19 protein-coding genes are annotated in these 18,092 nt (G+C 73.5%); 3 read left to right on the top strand and 16 right to left on the bottom strand.

Annotated elements, in window-relative coordinates; translation table 11 throughout:
• The first annotated feature begins 2 nt into the window (after positions 1 to 2).
• From ACI79H_RS01310 to ACI79H_RS01300, 3 genes are all read left to right on the top strand, one after another.
• Positions 3 to 1,220, top strand: a complete 1,218-nt coding sequence (locus ACI79H_RS01310) for a DUF885 domain-containing protein (protein WP_456552566.1) — start codon at positions 3 to 5, stop codon at positions 1,218 to 1,220.
• Positions 1,221 to 1,225: 5 nt separating this feature from the next.
• Positions 1,226 to 1,594 carry a hypothetical protein gene (locus tag ACI79H_RS01305; protein WP_456552565.1) on the top strand — a complete coding sequence of 123 codons (369 nt, stop codon included), beginning with the start codon at positions 1,226 to 1,228 and terminating at the stop codon, positions 1,592 to 1,594.
• Positions 1,595 to 1,874: 280 nt separating this feature from the next.
• On the top strand, positions 1,875 to 3,170 hold the full coding sequence (locus tag ACI79H_RS01300; RefSeq protein ID WP_456552564.1) for a PhoH family protein: 1,296 nt from the start codon (positions 1,875 to 1,877) through the stop codon (positions 3,168 to 3,170).
• A gap of 72 nt (positions 3,171 to 3,242) precedes the next feature.
• On the opposite strand, the gene ACI79H_RS01295 is transcribed toward ACI79H_RS01300, so the two are convergent.
• The 16 genes from ACI79H_RS01295 to ACI79H_RS01220 all read right to left on the bottom strand — a co-directional run bounded on the left by ACI79H_RS01295 (position 3,243) and on the right by ACI79H_RS01220 (position 18,080).
• Complete coding sequence (locus ACI79H_RS01295) at positions 3,243 to 3,485, bottom strand: hypothetical protein (RefSeq protein WP_456552563.1); 243 nt, start codon at positions 3,483 to 3,485, stop codon at positions 3,243 to 3,245.
• Positions 3,482 to 6,175 carry a hypothetical protein gene (locus tag ACI79H_RS01290; RefSeq protein ID WP_456552562.1) on the bottom strand — a complete coding sequence of 898 codons (2,694 nt, stop codon included), beginning with the start codon at positions 6,173 to 6,175 and terminating at the stop codon, positions 3,482 to 3,484. The genes ACI79H_RS01295 and ACI79H_RS01290 overlap by 4 nt, the downstream gene beginning before the upstream one ends.
• Before the next feature lie 94 nt (positions 6,176 to 6,269).
• Positions 6,270 to 8,315, bottom strand: coding sequence for a flagellar biosynthesis protein FlhA (flhA, locus tag ACI79H_RS01285; protein ID WP_456552561.1), 2,046 nt, complete (start codon positions 8,313 to 8,315; stop codon positions 6,270 to 6,272).
• A gap of 41 nt (positions 8,316 to 8,356) precedes the next feature.
• Entirely contained in the window at positions 8,357 to 9,508 is a 1,152-nt protein-coding gene (locus ACI79H_RS01280) for an EscU/YscU/HrcU family type III secretion system export apparatus switch protein (RefSeq protein WP_456552560.1), read from the bottom strand.
• 3 nt (positions 9,509 to 9,511) lie between these two features.
• Positions 9,512 to 10,276 carry a flagellar biosynthetic protein FliR gene (gene fliR, locus ACI79H_RS01275; RefSeq protein WP_456552559.1) on the bottom strand — a complete coding sequence of 255 codons (765 nt, stop codon included), beginning with the start codon at positions 10,274 to 10,276 and terminating at the stop codon, positions 9,512 to 9,514.
• A 3-nt stretch (positions 10,277 to 10,279) separates the two neighbouring features.
• A complete protein-coding gene (gene fliQ / locus ACI79H_RS01270; protein ID WP_456552558.1) occupies positions 10,280 to 10,555 on the bottom strand; it encodes a flagellar biosynthesis protein FliQ in 276 nt (91 codons plus the stop codon).
• 3 nt (positions 10,556 to 10,558) lie between these two features.
• On the bottom strand, positions 10,559 to 11,404 hold the full coding sequence (gene fliP / locus ACI79H_RS01265; protein ID WP_456552557.1) for a flagellar type III secretion system pore protein FliP: 846 nt from the start codon (positions 11,402 to 11,404) through the stop codon (positions 10,559 to 10,561).
• Entirely contained in the window at positions 11,401 to 11,832 is a 432-nt protein-coding gene (locus ACI79H_RS01260; protein ID WP_456552556.1) for a FliO/MopB family protein, read from the bottom strand. The genes fliP and ACI79H_RS01260 overlap by 4 nt, the downstream gene beginning before the upstream one ends.
• Positions 11,829 to 12,560, bottom strand: a complete 732-nt coding sequence (gene fliN, locus ACI79H_RS01255) for a flagellar motor switch protein FliN (RefSeq protein WP_456552555.1) — start codon at positions 12,558 to 12,560, stop codon at positions 11,829 to 11,831. The genes ACI79H_RS01260 and fliN overlap by 4 nt, the downstream gene beginning before the upstream one ends.
• Positions 12,557 to 13,540, bottom strand: coding sequence for a flagellar motor switch protein FliM (locus ACI79H_RS01250; RefSeq protein WP_456552554.1), 984 nt, complete (start codon positions 13,538 to 13,540; stop codon positions 12,557 to 12,559). The genes fliN and ACI79H_RS01250 overlap by 4 nt, the downstream gene beginning before the upstream one ends.
• A gap of 167 nt (positions 13,541 to 13,707) precedes the next feature.
• Positions 13,708 to 14,169, bottom strand: coding sequence for a flagellar basal body-associated FliL family protein (locus ACI79H_RS01245; protein WP_456552553.1), 462 nt, complete (start codon positions 14,167 to 14,169; stop codon positions 13,708 to 13,710).
• Positions 14,166 to 15,110 carry a flagellar motor protein MotB gene (locus ACI79H_RS01240; protein WP_456552552.1) on the bottom strand — a complete coding sequence of 315 codons (945 nt, stop codon included), beginning with the start codon at positions 15,108 to 15,110 and terminating at the stop codon, positions 14,166 to 14,168. The genes ACI79H_RS01245 and ACI79H_RS01240 overlap by 4 nt, the downstream gene beginning before the upstream one ends.
• Positions 15,107 to 15,877, bottom strand: a complete 771-nt coding sequence (locus ACI79H_RS01235) for a motility protein A (RefSeq protein WP_456552551.1) — start codon at positions 15,875 to 15,877, stop codon at positions 15,107 to 15,109. Before ACI79H_RS01235 ends, ACI79H_RS01240 begins: the two co-directional genes overlap by 4 nt.
• A gap of 3 nt (positions 15,878 to 15,880) precedes the next feature.
• Entirely contained in the window at positions 15,881 to 16,159 is a 279-nt protein-coding gene (locus ACI79H_RS01230) for a flagellar FlbD family protein (RefSeq protein WP_456552550.1), read from the bottom strand.
• 187 nt (positions 16,160 to 16,346) lie between these two features.
• A complete protein-coding gene (locus ACI79H_RS01225) occupies positions 16,347 to 17,588 on the bottom strand; it encodes a flagellar hook protein FlgE (RefSeq protein ID WP_456552549.1) in 1,242 nt (413 codons plus the stop codon).
• A 36-nt stretch (positions 17,589 to 17,624) separates the two neighbouring features.
• The gene (locus ACI79H_RS01220; RefSeq protein ID WP_456552548.1) at positions 17,625 to 18,080 is read right to left on the bottom strand and encodes a flagellar hook assembly protein FlgD; all 456 of its coding nucleotides are present in this window, start codon (positions 18,078 to 18,080) and stop codon (positions 17,625 to 17,627) included.
• Positions 18,081 to 18,092 lie beyond the last annotated feature (12 nt).

The following is an 18,092-nucleotide window of genomic DNA, read 5'->3' as shown; positions in this document are numbered from 1 at the left end:
GCATGAGCGCCGGAGCCCTCGACCTGCCCGCGGAGTACGTGCGGCTGGGGCTGCGCTTCGACCGCCTGGAGGCCGGCTTCGTCGACGCGTTCACCGGCGACCCGCGCATCCGCGCGCAGGTGCTCGACGAGCCGGCGCCGACCCCGCAGCAGCTGCGGGACCGGGCCCGCGACCTGCTCCGGGAGCTCGACGCCGCGGGCCTGGCCCCCGACCGGGCGGAGTTCCTGCGCGGGCAGCTGACCGGTCTGGAGTGCAGCGCGCGGAAGATGAGCGGCGAGCCGGTGGGGTTCGTCGAGGAGGTGTCCCGCTACTTCCAGGTCGACGTCACCCTCGGCGACGAGGCCGACTACGCGGCGGCGCACGCCGAGCTCGACCGGCTGCTGCCCGGCACCGGCTCGCTCACCGAGCGGTACGCCGCCCACCGGCGGCGGGAGGAGTGCCCGCCGGACCGGCTCGAGGCCGCCGTGCACGCGCTGTCCAGCGCGCTGCGCGACCGCGTGCGCGGCCGGTACGGGCTGCCCGAGGTGGAGACCGTCCGGTACGAGGTGGTCACCGACAAGCCGTGGTCGGGCTTCAACTACTACGAGGGCGGCTTCCGCTCGCGCGTGGCGATCAACGCCGACCTCCCGCACCGGCTCTCCCAGCTCGCGCACCTCGTCGCGCACGAGTCCTACCCCGGTCACCACACCGAGCACTGCCGCAAGGAGCGCGGGCTGGTCGAGCGCGCCGGCCGCGTCGAGCACACCGTCTTCCTGGTCAACACCCCGGAGTGCCTCATGGCCGAGGGGCTGGCCGACCTCGGCGTCGAGGCGGCGATCGGCGACGGGTGGGGGCCGTGGTCGGCGGAGATCCTGGGCGACCTCGGGCTGCGCTTCGACGGGCACCTGGCCGAGCGCATCGCCGCTGCCGCGGCGCCGCTGAACCGGGTGCGGCAGGACGCGGCGATCCTGCTGCACGACCGCGGCGCCGACGCCGACGACGTGGCGGCCTACCTGCAGCGCTGGTCGCTGGTGGCCGGCGACCGGGCCCGCCAGCAGATCCGCTTCCTCACCGATCCGCTGTGGCGGGCCTACATCTCGACCTACGTCGAGGGCTACGGGCTGCTGTCGCGCTGGCTCGGGGCGCGGCCGGAGGAGCAGCCGGCCGCCGACCGCTTCCTGCGGCTGCTCGACGAGCCGCTCACCCCGGCCGCCGTCGCCGGCGAGCTCGCGGCCGCCTGAGCGCCGTGCGCCGCGATCCGCGAGCCGCCCGGGTGCTCGGGCTGTGGACGGCGGGCTGGCTCGCCGTCCTCCTCGTCGCGGGGATGGTGTGGCTCGGCGAGCCCTCCGTGCAGTGGCCGGTGCTGGCGGTGCCGCTGCTGTGGGCGCTGGTGGCGCTGCGCCCGCGCCGGCGCGCGGCCGCGCAGTGGTCCGACGACGAGTGGGACGGCTACCCGGACGACGAGCACGACGACCGGTGGGACGACGGCTGGGACGACCGCGCGCGGCAGGAGCGTCCCCGGGTGCCGCCGGGGGAGCGCACCGACACCGTGGAGCGCCCCGCGCTGCGCCGTCCCGAGGACGACGACCCGTGGGAGCGGCGCCGCGGTCGCTGACCGCGGCTGACGTCCCGGGGCGTGACCGGGCGGTGGTTCGGGCGTGGCCGGTGTGACCGATCAGGTGAACGTTGTGTTCCGCCGGGTGTCGGCGCGGCGCTTTCGTCGGTGGCCGGGCCTACCGTCCGGGGTGAACGGCGCGGAACCGCCCGGGCCGTTCGCGGGAGGCCCGGTTGGTGCTGACGAGTTCGTCGACCAGGGGGGCCGGCGCCCGGCCTCCGTGCCGGGGCCCGGCCACCTTCGAGTCGGGGCGTGCCGCGCGCCCCACGGGAGCTGTCACGTGAACCCTCGTCGCACGTACGTCCTCGACACCTCGGTCCTGCTGTCTGACCCCGGCGCGCTGCTGCGCTTCGGCGACTCCGACGTGGTGCTCCCGCTCGTGGTGATCGGTGAGCTGGAGGGCAAGCGCGACCACCCCGAGCTGGGCTGGTTCGCCCGCCAGTCGCTGCGCATGCTCGACGACCTGCGCGTGCGGCACGGCCGGCTGGACGCCCCGGTGCCGGTCGGGGAGGCCGGCGGCACGCTGCACGTGGAGCTCAACCACAGCGACCCCGCCGTGCTGCCGGCCGGTTTCCGGAACGACAGCAACGACAGCCGGATCATGGTCGTGGCGCTGAACCTGCGTGCCGAGGGCCGCGACGTCTGCCTGATCACCAAGGACGTGCCGCTGCGGGTCAAGGCGGCCGCGGTGGGCCTGGCGACCGACGAGTACCGGGTGCACGACGCCGTCGACACGGGCTGGACCGGCATGGCCGAGCTGTCGCTCGACGACGCCGAGCTCGGCGAGCTGTACGACGCCGGTGAGGCGTTCCTGCCCGCGGCCGCCGAGCTGCCGACCCACACCGGCCTGGTGCTGCTGTCCTCCCGCGGGTCGGCCCTGGGCCGCGTGCTCCCGGACAAGAAGGTGCGCCTGGTGCGGGGCGACCGGGAGGCGTTCGGGCTGCACGGCCGCTCGGCCGAGCAGCGCGTTGCCCTCGACCTGCTGCTCGACCCGGACATCGGGATCGTCTCCCTCGGCGGGCGCGCCGGCACCGGCAAGTCGGCGCTCGCGCTGTGCGCCGGCCTGGAGTCGGTGATGGAGCGGCGGGCGCACAAGAAGGTGGTCATCTTCCGGCCCCTCTACGCCGTCGGCGGGCAGGAGCTCGGGTACCTGCCCGGCAGCGAGGGCGACAAGATGTCGCCCTGGGCGCAGGCGGTGTACGACACGCTCGGTGCGCTGGTCTCGACCGCGGTGCTCGACGAGATCGCCGACCGCGGGCTGATCGAGGTGCTGCCGCTCACCCACATCCGCGGGCGGTCGCTGCACGACTCGTTCGTGATCGTCGACGAGGCGCAGTCGCTGGAGCGCGGTGTGCTGCTCACCGTGCTCTCCCGCCTCGGCGCCGGGTCGCGGGTGGTGCTCACCCACGACGTCGCCCAGCGCGACAACCTGCGCGTCGGCCGGCACGACGGCATCGCCGCCGTGGTGGAGAACCTCAAGGGGCACCCGCTGTTCGCGCACATCACGCTGACCCGCTCCGAGCGCTCGCCGATCGCCGCGCTGGTCACCGAGATGCTGGAGGACCTGCCCCTCTGAGCCGCTCCCGCGCTCCCGGGGACCTGCGGGACCCCGGGAGCGCGGGGAACACCCGGACGGCGGTGAGCGGCGTCAGGCGGCGGGCTCGTCCTCGGCCACGGCAGGTGCGGGGCGCCGAGGACCGGGCTTGCGGGCCGGCGCGGGCGGCGTGGCGACCAGGCGCAGCAGCGCCACCGCACCCCACCCGGCTGCCAGGCACCACGGCAGCCGCACCACCACCTCCTCGGCGGTGAAGTCGCCGCGCAGCCCGAGCGCGATCACCGGCAGGGCCAGCACGAACCCGACGAGGAGCACGTCCCAGCGCAACGGGTTCATGCCGGTGCGCTCTCCAGCCGCTCGCACAGCACCGACGCCCAGCGGTGCGGCGTCGCGCGGACGCCGTCGACGACCGCGACGGGGGCGGCGAGGCGGTGCAGCACGGCAGCGGGATCGGCGGAGAGGTCGGTGTCCTGCACGACGAGCGCGTCGACGCGCGGGAGGCCGTCGATCCAGTGCTCGAGGTCCTCGGGCTTGCGGGTCGCCTCGACGACCGCCCAGACGGCGACCGGCGACCAGATGGCCAGCATCTGGGCCATCCAGTAGGCGTCGGTGCGCAGCGGCGCGTCGACGGCGACGATCGTCACCGTGCCCGACGCCGCGGCGTCCTGGCGACGGCGCAGCGCGGCGTCGATCGTGCTCATGCGGCTGCTCTCGGGCGCGAGGCCCACCAGGTCCCCGCGGGTGGCCCACTGCACGCGGTCGGTGTCCAGCCGCAGCGTCGCGGCCAGGGAGCGCGCGGCCCGCAGGGTCTCGACACCCGGGCCCACCACGAAGAGCACGTCGCCGGCGCCGGTCGGGAGCTCCGGGGCCTCGGCCAGTCGCTCGCCGAGCGCGCGGGTGAGGGCCGCGTAGGTGCCGTCCGCCGCGACGGCGGCGGTGAAGGCGGCGTCCAGCAGGTCCGCCGGGACGCCCAGGTCCGCGAGCCGGGACACGACCTCCGCCGGGGTGCGCGGCGGGTCGATGCGCACGCGGGCCGGCCGCACGGGCAGGAGCGCGGGGAGGTCGGCGGCGTCGAGCAGGCCGGACCGGTCGGCCTCGATCAGGTCGGCCAGGCTCGCGAGCCCGGGCAGCTCCGGGGTCTCCGGGGTGGCCCTCAGCGGGGCGACCGGGAGCCGGGTGACCGTGGCCAGCTCGGAGGTGCGGCTGCCCGCGGTCGGGGCGGCGGCGCGGGCCGGCGACGGCGGCACCGGCGGGCGGCCGGTGCGCGGCGGCACGGGGGGCAGACCGCGGCCCCGGGACGACGACCCCGGCAGGAGCGACAGCGGCGGCATGACCGTGGTCGCGTCCATCGCCGCGGGCCGCACGGGCGGGGCGGGGTCGCTGGCCGTGGGTGCCAGCACCAGTGCCGGCTCCAGGCCCAACTCCTCGGGGACGACGGGCTCGGCTGCGGGGAGGTCGGGCTCGACCGGCTCCGTGACGTCGACGTCCACCGGCTCGTCGACGGCGGGGACCTCGTCGGCAGGGGCGTCGACCAGCGGGGTGCCGAACAGGGTGTCGGGGAGGGGCGCCTCGGTGGCCGGGGCCTCGAACAGCGTCCCGAACAGCGGGGTGCCGACCTGCGGGACGTCGACCGGTGCGGGCTCGGACGCAGGGGCGCCGAACAGCGACGGCGCGGCGGACGCGGGCGGGCCCCAGATGAGCAGGTCCGGGGTCGGGCTCTCGGCGGGCGCGACCGGGGCCGGCTCGGGAGCCTCGCCCCACAGCTGGACCGGCGGCAGCGGGGCGGGCTCGGCCGGCGCGACGGCGACCGGGGAGGCGACCGGGGACGCCACCGGGGCGAAGAGGTCGAAACCGGGGACGGCGGGCTCGGGGACGGCGGGCTCGGGCACGACGGTCTCGTCGACCGGGACCTCGTCGACCGGGACCTCCACGACCGGGGACTCCACGACCGGGGACTCCTCGATCGTGGCCGCCTCGATCGTGGCCGCCTCGATCGTGGCCGCCTCGATCGTGGCCGCCTCGACGACCGGCGCCTCGACCACCTCCACGACCGGCAGCTCGGCGACCGGCTCGGCCAGCGCGTCCCGCGGCGAGTCGCCGGCGACGACCTTGCGCAGGATGCCGGCCAGCGCGTCGTCCGAGTGCCCCTCGGCCAGGGCTGCGCGGAGCACCTCGGCGATCTCCTCCTCCCGGGAGACCGGCGCGGCGACGACCGGGACGGGCTCCACCGCGACCGGCTCGGCACCGAGGTGCGCGGACAGCCGGCTCGCGAACGACCCGACCGGAGCCGGCGCCTCGTCCGCCCAGGAGGGCAGCTCCGCCCGCTCGTCGACCGACGTGGAGGGCGGCGCGATGACCTGGTTCCCCACCGTTTCCTCCTCCTGGTGCGTCGCACGCGACCACACCGCTGTCTGGCTTCCCGACCGGGACGGTTCCGACGTCTCCAGGGCCTCGCGCACCGCGTGCTGCACGTCGCGGTCGCCGGCGACCATCCGCGCGAGCGCGGCGGTGAACGGTGAGGGTGCGCCGGAGGCCGGCTCGTCGGCGCCTGCGTCGGCGACCTCGGGCGGAACCTCCCGGGTGGCCCGCGGGAAGCTGGCCCGCGCCACACCGGACCGGACGGGCGCCGCCGTCGACGGCGCCCCCGGCTCTGCGACCGGCGCAGCGAACGGGGCCCCCAGGAGACCGGCGAGCTCGTCGACGCGGGCGTCGTCCGCAGGGAGGGGACGGGCCGCCGCGGGACGGTGCCCGACCGCCGACCCGACCAGCTCCCGGGCCGCCGGGGAGCCCGAGCGCGCGGCCTCCGCAGCCCACGCCGAGGCGCCGTTGCGGGGCGGGGCCGTGCGCGCCCGTGCAGGCGCGGCCGCGGCCAGCGGAGAACCGTAGGCGGCCAGCGACCCGGTGTCGGGGTCCTCGGTCAGCGCGCCGGCCGGGCGCGCCGGGGCGGCGACGGGGAGCACCGGTGCACCGGCGGGCTCGGGCGCGACCTCGGCGACGTAGCGCTCGGTCGCGAAGAACCCGAGCACGCCACCGGAGCGGACGCGGCGGACGCCGACGACCCGGGCGGAAGGACCGAACTGCTCGCGCGCTGCCGCGATCGCATCGTCGCGGGTAGCAGCCTCAACGGATCGCAACGGCACCGCTCACAACTCCCAGCGACTCGATCTGTGCCGTCCGGCTGACCTCGGCGTACGAGATGACCGGCAGGCGGGGCAGGACCTGGCGCATGAGGCGGGCCAGGGCGGAACGGACCTGCGGGGAGCACACGAGCACGGGGGAGAGGCCCTGGCGCTCGGCCTCCTCGAGCAGCCCCCCGCACCCGACGACCAGGGCGTCGACGGCGCCGGCGTCCAGCGCCAGGACGGCACCGGCCTCGCTCTGCCGCACCGACTCGAGCAGGCGCTGCTCGAAGCCCGGGTCGAGGGTGAACACGTGGAGCCGCTCGTCCGGGGTCACGTACGGGTGGCTGATCGCCGAGCCGAGCGCGGCGCGTGCGGCCTCGACGAGCCCGTCGAGGTCGGTCGACTGCTTGGCGCGCACGGACAGCGCCTCGAAGATGCGGACCAGGTCGCGGATGGAGACGCCCTCCTCGAGGAGCGCGTGCAGCACCCGCTGCACCTCGCCCAGGGTGAGCAGCGAGGGGGTCAGCTCCTCGACGACGACGGGGTGCGTGCGGCGGACCATCTCCACCAGCAGGCGCACGTCCTCGCGGCCGAGCAGGTCCGCGGCGTTCTGGCGGACGACCTCGGCCAGGTGCGTCGTGATCACCGAGGAGCGGTCGACCACGGTGGCGCCGGCCATCTCCGCGGCGCGCTGGAGCTCGATCGGCACCCACTTGGCCGCCAGGCCGAAGACCGGCTCGCGGGTGACCTTGCCGGGCAGCCCGTCGAGGTTGTCGCCGATGGCGAGCACGGTGCCGGCGGGCGAGATGCCCTTGGCCGCCGGGACGCCGTTGAGCCAGATGACGTACTGCGAGCCCTGCAGGTCGAGGTTGTCGCGGGTGCGCACCAGCGGGATGACCAGGCCGGTCTCCATGGCGACCTTGCGGCGCAGCGCCTTGACCCGGTCGAGCAGGTCGCCCCCGCGGGAGGTGTCCACGAGCTCCACGAGGTCGAAGGCGACCTCGAGCTCCAGCGGGTCGACCCGCATCTTCTCGACGATGGCCTCGGGGGAGTCCGGCTGCGGCTCGGCCTCCGCCGCGGCAGCCGCGGCCTCGGCCTCCTCGTCCACCTCCGGCGTCTCGGTCATCCGCGCCGCCGCGAGCAGGAACAGGCCGCCGACCACCAGGAAGGGCAGCTTGGGCAGGCCGGGGATCAGGCAGAGGGCGAGGGCGGCGCCACCGGCGATCTGCACCGGCTGCTTGAACCGGCCGAGCTGGGCGATGAGGTCGGTGCCCATGTCGCCCTCGGTCGCCGACCGGGTGACGATGATGCCGGTCGCGGTGGACATCAGCAGCGCCGGGATCATCGAGACCAGACCGTCGCCGACGGTCAGCAGCGAGTAGGTCGTCACCGCCTCGCCGGGGGCCAGGCCGCGCTGCATGACGCCGATGGCGAACCCGCCGATCAGGTTCACCAGGGTGACGATGATGCCGGCGATGGCGTCGCCCTTGACGAACTTCGAGGCGCCGTCCATCGAGCCGTAGAAGTCGGCCTCGGCGGTGACCTCGTGGCGGCGCTTGCGGGCCTGCGCCTCGTTGATCAGCCCGGCGTTCAGGTCGGCGTCGATGGCCATCTGCTTGCCGGGCATGGCGTCGAGGGTGAAGCGGGCACCGACCTCCGCCACGCGGCCGGCACCGTTGGTGATCACCACGAACTGCACGACGGTGAGGATCACGAAGATCACCAGTCCGACGACCAGCGAGCCGGCGATGACGATGTGGCCGAAGGCGTCGATGACCTTGCCGGCGTAGCCGTCGGTGAGGACCAGCCGCGTCGAGGAGACGTTGAGCGCCAGCCGGAACAGCGTGGCGATGAGCAGCAGCGAGGGGAAGACCGCGAAGTCCAGCGGCTTCTTGATCTGCATGGCCACGAGCAGGATCAGCAGGGAGACCGCGAGGTTCAGCCCGATGAACAGGTCCATGAGGGCGGCCGGCACGGGCACGACCAGCATGAGCACGATCGCGACGACGCCCACGGGCACCGCGACCTTGCTGAAGCCCTTCACACGCACTGCATCGGCAGTCCGGAGGCCGGTCGGTACCGCCGTCAGGCGGCGGGCTGGACGACCCGCCGGCGGCCGGCCTTGGGCAGGTCGGTGGTGTCGGGCGCCTCGAAGCCGGGGCGGTGCAGCCCGCCGCGCACGCCGCGGGCGCCCAGGTGCATCACGAAGGCCAGCACGCGGGCGACGGCGGTGAACAGCTGCGCCGGGACCTCCTGGCCCAGGTCGCACGAGGCGTGCAGGGCGCGGGCCAGCGGGATGTCCTGCACCATCGGCACCCGCGCCTCCGCGGCGATCTCGCGCAGCTTCGCGGCCACCTCGCCGGCGCCCTTCGCCACGACGCGGGGTGCGCCCTTGGCCGCCTCGTACTTGAGCGCGACGGCGACGTGGGTGGGGTTGACCAGCAGGACGTCGGCCTCGGCGACCTCGGCCATCATCCGGTTCCGCGACATGGACAGGGCCACGCCCTTGCGGTGGGCCTTCATGTGCGGGTCGCCCTCGGCCTGCTTGTGCTCCTGGGTGATCTCGTACTTGCTCATCTTGAGCTGCTTCATCATCTTCGCCCGGACGACGACGTAGTCGGCGATGGCCAGCACCAGCCCGGTCAGCGCCACGACGCGGAACATCAGGATGGCCGAGTCGACGAAGGTGTCGACCACGGCGGACAGCGGCAGCGCACCGGCGGAGGAGACCAGCGTCTGCGCCCGGTCGCTGGTGACGACGACGACGACGCCCAGCGCCACGGTCTTGATCAGCGCCTTGACGACCTCCCAGAGGCCCTGGGTGCCGAACATGCGCTTGATGCCCGTGACCGGGTTGAACTTCTTGAAGCTCGGCTTCATCCCCTTGCTGGCGAACACGATGCCGCCCTGGCTGGCGGCCGCGACCAGGCCGACCACCATCAACCCGAGCGCCAGCGGCAGCACCGTCATCATGAACGCGGTGAGGGCCTGGCCCAGCAGCGCGGCGATCGCGGACGCCTCGGGCTGTGCTGCGACCGCCCGGATCTGCACGAAGAGCATCTGCACCTCCGCGAAGCCGTTGCCGGCCACCATCGGCAGCAGCACGCTGGCCGCCGCGATGCCCGACCAGGTGCCGAGCTCCTGGGTGCGGGCGACCTGCCCCTCCTTGCGCGCCTTCTTCAGGCGCTGGGGAGTGGGCTTCTCGGTCTTCTCACCGCCGGGACCGTCCTTGGCCACGGGTCACCCGCTCCGGAGCGACGTCATGGCCCGCACCCCGTGCTCGAGCAGCGCGTCGAGCGCGGGGGGCAGCAGCGGGAAGGTGAGGCCGAGCATCAGCAGCGTCAGGGTGATCTTCACCGGGAAGCCGATGGCGAAGATGTTGAGGGCCGGCGCGGCCCGGCTGAGCAGGGCGAGCGCGACGTCGGCCAGCAGGAGCACCGCGACCATGGGGCCGGCGATCTGCAGCGCGGCCAGGAACATCATGGACACCGCCTGGACGAGCACCGCGCCGAGCTGGTCGACCGGCACCTCCCCGCCGACGGGCATCCCCTCGTAGGAGGTGGCGAACCCCTTCACCAGCAGCAGGTGCCCGCCGCTGGTGAACAGCAGCGTGATCGCCAGCAGGTAGTGCAGCCGGCCGATCGCGGCGTTCTGCGTCATGGCCAGCGGGTCGTAGGCCGGCTGCAGCGAGAAACCGCCGGTGACGTCGATCAGGTCGCCGGCCATCTGGACGGCGGTGAACAGCAGCTGCACGACGAAGCCCAGCGCTGCGCCGATGACCACCTCGGTGAAGGCGGCGACGACGATGAAGCCGGCCGTCGGCTCGGGCAGCGACGGCGCGATCTGCGTCGACAGCAGCAGCGACAGCGCCATGGCCAGCGCGCCCTTGACCGGACCGGGGATGCTCCGGGAGTTGAACGGCGGGGCCAGGAGCACGAACCCGGCGGCCCGGGCGGTGCCCAGCAGCAGGGCGACCAGGGTGACGGCGGGGACCGAGAGGTCCATCGCTCAGGTCCGGTCGAGCAGTCGGGGCAGCTGGGCGAACAGGTGCTCGGTGAAGTCGACCACCGAGGCGAGGATCCAGTTCCCGGTGATCAGCAGCACGATGGCCACCGCGATCATCTTCGGGACGAAGGACAGGGTCGCTTCCTGGATCTGGGTGGCCGCCTGGAACAGCGAGATCAGGAACCCCACCGCCAGGGCGGTGAGCAGGATGGGCGCCGCGACCTTGGCCGACAGCAGCATGGTCTGCAGCGCGATCTCGGTGACGTCCGCGTCGCTCATCGGCTACCCACCCCCGTAGGAGCCGACGAGCGCGGTGGTGATCAGCGACCAGCCGTCCACCACGACGAACAGCAGCAGCTTGAACGGCAGCGACACGATCGTGGGCGGCACCATCATCATGCCCATCGCCATGAGCGAGGCGCTGACGAGCATGTCGAGCACCAGGAACGGGATGAAGATGACCAGCCCGATGATGAACGCGCTCTTGAGCTCGGAGAGCACGAACGCCGGGACCAGCGTGGTCATGCTGACCGCGCTCGCGTCGGCCGGGGCCTCCTCGCCGGAGAGGTCGACCATCAGCGCGAGCTCGTCCTCGCGGGTGTTGCCGAGCAGGAACTCCCGCAGCGGGACGACGCCGGCGTCGTAGGCCTGGGAGACCGTCATGGCGCCGTCCATGTACGGCTGCACCGCGACCTCGTTGATGTCGCCGAGCACCGGCCCCATGACGAACAGGGTCAGGAACAGCGCCAGCCCGGTGAGCACCTGGTTCGGCGGCGACGTGGGCAGCCCGAGGGCGTTCCGGGTGATGCCCAGGACGACGATGATCTTGGTGAACGAGGTCGCCAGCAGCAGCACCGAGGGAGCCACCGACAGCACGGTGATCGCGAGGATCAGCGTGATCGACGTGCTCGCCGAGCCGCCGCCGATGGAGATGTCCACCCCGCCGTCGGCACCGCCGACGCCCGGGACGACCGGCTCGCTGGGCGCGGTCGGCTCCGTGGGCGCCGCGCCGGCCGGACCGGCCAGCAGCACCGCGGCCACGCCGGCGAGCAGGGTGAGCAGCAGGACGACCGTCGCGCGCCACCGGGTCGCGGCCGGGCGCGCGCGCCGCCGGAGCAGGGCGGTCATGACCGGCGGACCGTGCGCTCGCGCAGCTGGTGGACCAGGTTGCCCCAGCCGTCGCGGTCGAGCACGGAGCCCGCGAGCGCGCGGGAGGTGGGGGTCCGGGCGACGAGCGTGGGGGAGTCGTCGGCGTCCTGCTCGCGGGCGCTCGCCAGCCGCACCGGCGTGCGCTCGCGCAGCGCGGCGTCGACGGTGTCGGGATCCATCTCGGCGAGCAGGGTGACCTGCTCCTCGGTCGCGCCGACGACGAGGACGACGTCGGCGATGCGGACGACGTTGAGCGTGCTCGTGCGCCCCATCCGCTGGCGGGCCACGACCTCGATCAGCCCGGAGCCCTGCCCGAGCCCGCGCTTCTTCGCCAGCCGCGCGGCGAACAGCAGCACCGCGGCGATGAACCCCAGGGACAGGACCAGCCGGATGATCATCCAGGTCATGCGGAGGCCCCGAGCTCGGCGGCGTCGCTGACGATCTCGCTGATCCGCAGGCCGAAGTCCTCGTCGACGACGACGACCTCGCCGCGGGCGATGAGGGTGCCGTTGACCAGCAGGTCGGCCGGGGCGCTGGCCGCGCGGTCGAGCTCGACGACCTCGCCGGGGTGCAGCGAGAGCAGCTCCTGCACGGTCATCCGGGTGCGGCCGATCTCGACGGTGACCTCCATGGCCACGTGCCGCAGCAGCTCGAGGCTGCCGGTCTGGCTGCGGGCCGCGGGCAGGGTCACCTGCAGCGCGAACGTCGCCTGGTGCTCGCCGTCGGCCATGAGCGGGACGGCGACGAACATGCCCTTGTCGCGCAGCCCGTCGAGCGCGGCGACCGGCTCCTCGACCCGCTCGGAGGCGACCCGCACCCGGCCGAGCGTGGCGGCGGCGGCCTCCAGCGCGGGGCGCAGCGCGGCGGCGACGTCCATCTTGCCGACGGGGGAGTTGCTCAGCGCCTCGACGACGTCGGCCGAGACGACCAGCACGACGTCGCCGCTGACCTCACCGGACAGGCCGGCGCTGACCGCCGAGGCGGCCGCCGGGGGGAGCGGGACGGTGTCGGGGTCGCTGACCGGGCTGCCCGCGACCAGCTGCGTGGTCGCCGGGACCAGGCTCGCGGCGGCGCGGGCCGCGGCCGCCACCACGGCGGTGACGGTCTGGGAGTCCTGGGAGCTGTCGGTGCTCATGCGGTGTCCTTCGCGGCGGCGGCGTGCGGGGTGGGGACGATCGAGGCGGCCAGGCGGCGCCGGTGGTTGCTGGCGATCGCGTAGGCGAACGTCGCGTCGTTGGTGGTGACCTCGAGCGGGCTGTCGCGCGGGTGGCGCAGCAGCAGCACGTCACCGACGGCGAGCGAGAGCAGGTCGGCCGAGGAGACCTGCAGCGGCGCGAAGCGCACGCTGACGTCCACCGGCACGAGGTTGAGGCGGGCGGCCAGGGCCTCGGCCGCCTTCTTGCGCTTGCGCAGCGCGGACTCCGACAGCTGCGGGGAGGCGGCGTTGTTCAGCGCGGAGGCGAACGAGGCGAACGGCAGGACCAGCGTGGCCTCGCCCTCGCGGCTGCCCACGGCCATGGCGAAGTTGGCGACCATGACCGTGTCCGAGCCGGCGGCGGCCTGGGCCAGCTGCGGGTTGTACTCGAAGCCGGTCATGACCGGCTGCAGATCGGTGATGGAGCCCAGCGAGGTGGCGAACTCCTTGAGCAGCCGGTCCAGGAGATGGGTGGTGATGGTGGTTTCCATCCCGGTCATCGGCCGGTTGGGCTGCGCGGCGGCGCCGGAGCCGCCGAGCATGTGGTCGACGATCGCCATCGCGATGTCCAGCGGGTAGGCGAGCATCCCCTTGCCGGCCAGCGGCTCGATCGTGAACGTGGTGATGAAGACCGGGTCGGGCAGCGTCTGGACGTAGTCGTCGTAGGAGAACTGCTCGATGCTGCGCAGCTCCATGCGGGCGCCGGTGCGCAGGAAGGTCGTGAGGATCGTCGTCGCCTGGCGGGCGAAGTTCTCCTGCGCGATCTGCATGACGCGCACGTGCTCGCGGGAGAGCTTCGTGGGCCGGCGGAAGTCGTAGGTGCGCGGCTCACCCCGGCGGCTGCGGGCGCCCATCGGCGCACCGGCCGGTGCCTGGGCGCCCGTCCCGCGGGGAGCGGGGCCGGTCTCGGGGGTGGTCACGCACGTTCTCATCGGCGGGGAACGGGGTCACCCTGACCGGCCGGGGAGCTGCCACCGGTCGGGCGGGAACGCTGTGCCGGGTGGTGCGGGAGGGGCCGGCGGGACGGCGGACCGGCCGGGAGCACCAGGGCAGGACCGGCAGGTCCTGCCCTGGTGCACGGGCGCTGCTACTGGGTGACGTACTCCGTGTAGTAGATGCCCATGACCATGGGCACCTCGTGCTCGGTGTAGGCGGCGATGATCTTCTGCTCGAGGGCTTCCTTGAGCGCTTCCCGCGCGCTGACGACGTCGGCCGGGTTGGCCTGCGAGAAGGTCGAGATGATCGCGTCGTAGGCCTTGGCGCCGTCGACGCCGCCCCCGCCGTGACCGCCACCCGCGGCGGCCGCGGTGTAGTCCAGCGTGATGCCGATCTTCAGGTAGCCCCCGCCGGCCAGGTTGACCGCGATCGGCTCCAGCGCGGTGTACCCGCCGTGCTCGGGTGCCGCGGCCTCGGCCTCGCCACCGGAGAAGAGGAAGAAGTACGCCGCCCCGGCGAGGGCCAGCACGGCCACGCCGATGACGAGGAACAGCTTCTTCTTGCCCTTCGGGGCGTCCTCGTCGGTCGTCTCGGTCTGCGGTTCCTTGCTCATCCGTGAGCCTCCTCGTGTGCGGCTGCCGGGGCGGTCGCCCCGGTGGTGGCTGCCTGCGCGTTGGACTCCAGGCCCGGCAGCAGGGCGTTCGCCTCGGGCGAGGCGGTGGACAGCACGACGACGTCGACGCGCCGGTTGACGCTGATCGCCGTGGGGTCGGTGATCGGGACCAGCGGCTTGGTCGACGAGTAGCCGGCCGCGGAGATGCGGTCCTCGGGGACGCCGTCCCCGGTCAGGTACCGCAGCACGGTGCTGGCCCGCCAGCCCGAGAGCTCCCAGTTCGACGGCCAGGGGCCGCCGGCGGTCACGGGCAGGTGGTTGGCGTGGCCCTCGACGCGGAGCTGGTTGGGCAGCCCGGTGAGGGTGGGGGCCACGGCGCTCAGGATCGCCTGGCCCTCGGGGCGCAGCACGGCCTCCTCGGCGTCGAACAGGACGGCGTCGGCCACGATGTGCACCACCAGGCCGCGCTCGTCGATCTCGAACCGGGCGGCACCGGCGTAGCCCGCCTCGTCCAGGGCCCCGGCGAGCTGCTCGCGCGCGGCGGCCAGCTCGTCGTAGGCGCCCTGCGCCTCGTTCGCGACCCGCTCGGCGCGCTCGAGCGCCGCCTGCGCGGCCGCGGCGTCGACCGCCGCCTCCGAGACGGTGTCGTCCGGCGGCAGCGCCGAGGCGATGTCGACCGCGCCGGGCAGCCCGTCGAGGACCGACCCCTCCGGGGTGGGCCCGGGGGAGACGGTGATCGGGCCGCCGAAGCTCTCGGCGAGGCCCTTGGCCAGGGCGGCGAACTTCTGCTCGTCCACCTTGCTCATCGCGAAGAGGACCACGAACAGCACGAACAGCAGCGTCATCATGTCGAAGGCCGACACCAGCCACCGCTCGTGGTTCTCGTGCTCCTCGTGCTCCTCGTGCTTCTTGCCGCGGCGACGGCCGTGACCGGCACTCACGCCGCGGCCTTGGCGAGTTCGCTCGGCGGGATGAGCGCGCTGAGCTTCTGGCGGACCGCGCGCGGGCTGGTGCCGGCCTGGATCTCGGCGATCCCCTCGACCAGCAGCTCCATCTGGGCGGCCTGCAGCTCGCTGACCCGGAGGATCTTGGCGCCCATCGGCAGGAACCAGAAGTTGGCCGCCATGACGCCCCACAGCGTGGCGATGAACGCCGCGGAGACCATGGGGCCCAGCGTCTCGGGGTTGTTCAGGTTCCCCATCACGTTCATCAGGCCGACGATGCAGCCCAGGATGCCGATGGTCGGCGCGTAGCCGCCCATCGCGTTCATGAACTTGGCGGCGACCTTGTCCTCGGCCTTCTTGGCCGCGATCTCGCTCTCGAGGACGGTGCGCAGCTCCTCGGGGTCGGTGCCGTCGATGCCCATCTGCAGGCCGCGCTTGAGGAACGGGTCCTCGATCGCCTTGACCTGCGCCTCCAGCGCCAGCAGGCCCTCCTTGCGGGCCTTCTCGGCGAGGCTGACCAGGGTCTGGATCTGGTCGGAGGCCGCCGGGACCTTGGCCGGCAGGAGGGCCATCTTGAACCAGGCCGGGAGCTTCTTCAGGTCCTCCATCGTCTGGCTGGCCGCCGCCGCGCCGAACGTCGCGACGATGACCAGGACGATGGCGGGCAGGAAGATCAGCGCCGAGGGCGAGACGCCCTCGAGGGTCATGAAGACGAACAGGGCGACGACGGAGACGCCGAAGCCGATCAGGGTGGCCGGATCCATGGGTCAGCGCTCCTCGCGTCCGGGGAAGGGCACGACGGAGGAGACCTCGGCCAGCTCGGGCACGAGGGCGCGGTACTCGCCGCGGTCCATCTCGTAGGAGGTCGCGAGGATCCCCGCGCGGTACTCCCGGATCTCCAGCAGCACCTCGTCGACGGTCTCCTTGACCACGTACCGGGTGCCCTCGGTCAGGAAGACGACGGTGTCGGGGTGCGCCTCGACCCGCTCGATGAGGTCGGGGTTGAGCGCGAACTGCTCCCCGTTCAGGCGGGTCACACGGATCACGGGTCGGTCCTCTTGCTCGGTGGGGCGGTGGCGGTGCGGGAGGATTCGTCACGGTGACCATCGGCTCCCGCTGAGAAGTCCTTGAGCCGACGGCGCCGCCGACCTCGCGCGCCCCCGCGGGGGAGCGGGCGAGGTCGGCGATCCCGCGGACGGCCTCCCTACCGGCGAGCAGCAGGGAGGCCCTCGGTCAGCGCTTGAGGTTGACCAGGTCCTGGAGGAGCTCGTCGGAGGCGGTGATCACGCGGCTGTTGGCCTGGAACCCGCGCTGGGCGACGATCAGGCTGGTGAACTCCTCGGAGAGGTCGACGTTGGACATCTCCAGCGCGCCGGAGGAGAGCACGCCGCGACCGCCGGTGCCGGCCACGCCGACCATCGGCTCGCCGGAGTTCTGGGCGACGCGGAAGGCGGAGTTGCCGGCCTTCTCCAGGCCGCTCGGGTTGTTGAACGACGCCATCGCCAGCTGGCCGAGGTTCTGCCGCAGCCCGTTGGAGTAGGTGCCGGTGATCGTGCCGTCGTTGGACAGCGAGAAGCCCTGCAGGGTGCCCATCGCGTAGCCGTCCACGTCGGAGGGGACGACCTCGCTCTTGCCGCCGAACTGGTCGATCGCGGACAGGTCGATGTCCACCGTGCCGGGCCAGCTGGGCGTGCCCGGCGTGAAGCGGATGCCGCCGGTCGGCGCCGTCATCACGCCGTCGGTGCCGAAGGTGACCGTGCCGTCGAAGGCAGTCCCGTCGGCGTTGGTCAGCGGCAGTGCGCCGCCGCCGTTGGCCACCGTCAGGGTCCAGGTGTTCGCCGCGGCGGCCTTGGTGAAGGTGTAGGTGACCTCCTGGCGGACGCCCATCTGGTCGAACATGCGCACCGGCGTCTGCACGAAGGCCCCGGTCGCGGCGGCGGAGTCGAGGTTGCCCTCGACGGTGGAGGTGCGGGTGGCGGTGGGCGGCACGGTGGCGCCGTAGGGGACCGAGAGGTCCTCGATGGGGCCGTTGGGGTTGATCGTCCCGTCGGGCTCGGCGATCCAGCCCTGCAGGATGCTGCCGTCCGGGGTCACCAGCCGGCCGGTGGCGTCGAAGTCGAAGGAGCCGGCCCGGGTGTAGAGCTGCTCGGCGCCGCTGCCGCGGGTGACGAAGAAGCCGTCGCCCTCGATCATGAAGTCGGTCGAGCGGCCGGTGGACTGCGCGGCGCCGTTGGTCCAGTTCGTGGTGATCGCGGCGAGCTTCACGCCGAGGCCCACCTGCGCGGGGTTCGTGCCACCGCGCTCGGCGGCGGGGGCGCCGCCGGCCCGGACGACCTGCGACAGCGTGTCCTGGAAGACGGTGCTGCTGCTCTTGTAGCCGACGGTGTTGACGTTGGCGATGTTGTTGCCGGTGACGTCCATCTTCGTCTGGTGGGCCTTGAGGCCGGAGATGGCCGAGAACATGGAGCGGAGCATGGGGAGGGTCTCCTCGGGGGTCGGGCGGGAAGTGGGTCAGGACGCCGCGGAGGAGCTCGTCCCTGAGCTCGGCGTGGTGGTGGAGATGGCGGTGATGCGACCGACCTGGACCTGCTGGCCGTCCACGATCGCCACGGCCTCGGAGTTGCCGGAGGCCAGCCGCACGGAGCTGACCAGCCCGGTCCTCGAGGTGCCCGTCGTGTCGGTGTAGGTGACCTGGCGGCCGACCATGGCGCCCGCGGCCGCGTGCTCCTGGAGCACGAGCGCGGTGGCGCTGGTCGAGGCGATCTGCTCCAGCTTCTCCACCTGGGTGAAGGTGGCGGTCTGGGCGATCATCTGCGAGGAGTCGACCGGGTTGGACGGGTCCTGGTAGCGCATCTGGGCGACCAGCAGCTTGAGGAAGACGTCCTTGCCCATCTGGTCACCCCGGTCGACCTGCTGGGTCGCCTGGGTGGTGGGCACGTTGCCGTAGCCGCCGACCGGGTCTGTCATGGGGTGGTCTCC

The sequence above is a fragment of the Blastococcus sp. SYSU D01042 genome (genome assembly GCF_054050515.1).
The sequence above is the reverse complement of the archived record's forward strand: the minus strand, read 5'-3'. Positions and strand labels throughout refer to the sequence as shown.